At 54.9% G+C, this 2,965-nt stretch carries 1 rRNA gene; it reads right to left on the reverse strand.

Annotated features, from left to right (window positions below):
- Positions 1-6: 6 nt before the first annotated feature.
- A 23S ribosomal RNA gene (locus KNP74_RS14735) occupies positions 7-2,920 on the reverse strand.
- Positions 2,921-2,965 lie beyond the last annotated feature (45 nt).

Below are 2,965 nucleotides of genomic sequence, written 5' to 3' on the forward strand. Positions count from 1 at the left end.
TTAGACTAGATCAAAGCCTCGACCGATTAGTATCATTCAGCTCCACACGTCGCCGTGCTTCCACCCATGACCTATCTACCTCATCGTCTCTGAGGGGTCTTTCTTGATTGCTCAAAGGGAAATCTCATCTCGGAGGGGGCTTCATGCTTAGATGCTTTCAGCACTTATCCCGTCCGCACGTAGCTACCCAGCGATGCTCCTGGCGGAACAACTGGTACACCAGCGGTGCGTCCATCCCGGTCCTCTCGTACTAAGGACAGCTCTCCTCAAATTTCCTGCGCCCACGACGGATAGGGACCGAACTGTCTCACGACGTTCTGAACCCAGCTCGCGTACCGCTTTAATGGGCGAACAGCCCAACCCTTGGGACCTACTCCAGCCCCAGGATGCGATGAGCCGACATCGAGGTGCCAAACCTCCCCGTCGATGTGGACTCTTGGGGGAGATCAGCCTGTTATCCCCAGGGTAGCTTTTATCCGTTGAGCGATGGCCCTTCCATGCGGAACCACCGGATCACTAAGCCCGACTTTCGTCCCTGCTCGACTTGTAGGTCTCGCAGTCAAGCTCCCTTCTGCCTTTGCACTCTTCGAATGATTTCCAACCATTCTGAGGGAACCTTTGGGCGCCTCCGTTACTGTTTAGGAGGCGACCGCCCCAGTCAAACTACCCACCTGACACGGTCCTCCAGCCGGATCACGGCTGCGAGTTAGAGACTCTATACGCAAAGGGTGGTATCCCAAGGGTGTCTCCACCGAAGCTGGCGCTCCGGCTTCACAAACTCCCACCTATCCTGTACATCGCGTACAAAGCCTCAATATCAGGCTGTAGTAAAGCTCCATGGGGTCTTTCCGTCCTGTCGCGGGTAACCTGCATCTTCACAGGTACTATGATTTCACCGGGTCTCTCGTTGAGACAGTGCCCAAATCGTTACGCCTTTCGTGCGGGTCGGAACTTACCCGACAAGGAATTTCGCTACCTTAGGACCGTTATAGTTACGGCCGCCGTTTACTGGGGCTTCGGTTCAGTGCTTCTCTTGCGATGACACATCCCCTTAACCTTCCAGCACCGGGCAGGCGTCAGCCCCTATACTTCATCTTGCGATTTAGCAGAGACCTGTGTTTTTGCTAAACAGTCGTTTGGGCCTATTCACTGCGGCTTATGTTGCCATAAGCGTCCCTTCTCCCGAAGTTACGGGACCATTTTGCCGAGTTCCTTAACGAGAGTTATCCCGCGCGTCTTAGAATTCTCATCTCGCCTACCTGTGTCGGTTTACGGTACTGGCGCCGACCTCCTTACTAGAGGCTTTTCTTGGCAGCGTGAAATCCGGTACTTCGCCCTACGGGCTCCACGTCACAGCTCAGCCTTGTGTGTCGGGCGGATTTGCCAACCCGACGGCCTCGCTGCTTGTCCGTGCACTTCCAGTCGCACGGTTACCTTATCCTTCTGCGTCCCCCCATCGTTCAAACGGTGGTACGGCGGTACAGGAATATCAACCTGTTGTCCATCGCCTACGCCTTTCGGCCTCGGCTTAGGTCCAGACTAACCCTGAGCGGACGAGCCTTCCTCAGGAAACCTTGGGCTTTCGACGGAGGGGATTCTCACCCCTCTTTTCGCTACTCACACCGGCATTCTCACTTCCAAGCGCTCCACGGCTCCTCACGATACCGCTTCACTGCTGCTTGGAACGCTCCCCTACCATCCCTTACGGGATCCATAGCTTCGGTGGTATGTTTAGCCCCGTTACATTTTCGGCGCGGCGTCACTCGACTAGTGAGCTATTACGCACTCTTTGAATGATGGCTGCTTCTAAGCCAACATCCTAGTTGTCTGTGCAACGCCACATCCTTTTCCACTTAACATACACTTGGGGACCTTAGCTGATGGTCTGGGCTGTTTCCCTTTCGACTACGGATCTTATCACTCGCAGTCTGACTCCCGAGTACAAGTTGCCGGCATTCGGAGTTTGACTGAATTCGGTAACCCTGTGGGGGCCCCTAGTCCAATCAGTGCTCTACCTCCGGAACTCTTCACCTCGAGGCTAGCCCTAAAGCTATTTCGGGGAGAACCAGCTATCTCCAGGTTCGATTGGCATTTCACCGCTACCCACACCTCATCCCCGCACTTTTCAACGTGCGTGGGTTCGGACCTCCAGTCAGTGTTACCTGACCTTCATCCTGGACATGGGTAGATCACCTGGTTTCGGGTCTACGACGACGGACTGATGCGCCCTATTCAGACTCGCTTTCGCTGCGGCTCCGCCTCATCGGCTTAACCTCGCCCGCCATCGTAACTCGCCGGTTCATTCTACAAAAGGCACGCCATCACCCGTTAACGGGCTCTGACTACTTGTAGGCATACGGTTTCAGGATCTGTTTCACTCCCCTTCCGGGGTGCTTTTCACCTTTCCCTCACGGTACTGGTTCACTATCGGTCACTAGGAAGTATTTAGCCTTGGGAGATGGTCCTCCCGGATTCCGACGGGGTTTCACGTGTCCCGCCGTACTCAGGATCCACTCTGGAGGGGATACGATTTCGGCTACAGGGCCGTCACCTTCTCTGGCCGACCTTTCCAGGTCGTTCACCTATCCTATCCCTTTGTAACTCCGTATAGAGTGTCCTACAACCCCAGGAAGCATGCTTCCTGGTTTGGGCTGTTCCCGTTTCGCTCGCCGCTACTCAGGGAATCGAATTTTCTTTCTCTTCCTCCGGGTACTTAGATGTTTCAGTTCCCCGGGTTTGCCTCACGCCGTGCTATGTATTCACACGGGTGTCCCGCCAGTCTCCCGGCGGTGGGTTCCCCCATTCGGATACCCCTGGATCAATGTGTACTTACCACTCCCCAGGGCATTTCGCTGTTCGTCGCGTCCTTCATCGGCTCCTAGTGCCAAGGCATCCACCGTACGCCCTTTCTACCTTGATCTAGCGTCTAAGACACACGGTCCTCACGGACCATATGTGAAATTAA

Origin of the sequence: Exiguobacterium sp. s141 (genome assembly GCF_018618085.1) — a bacterium.
In the GTDB taxonomy this organism is placed as follows: Bacteria; Bacillota; Bacilli; order Exiguobacteriales; family Exiguobacteriaceae; genus Exiguobacterium; species Exiguobacterium mexicanum_A.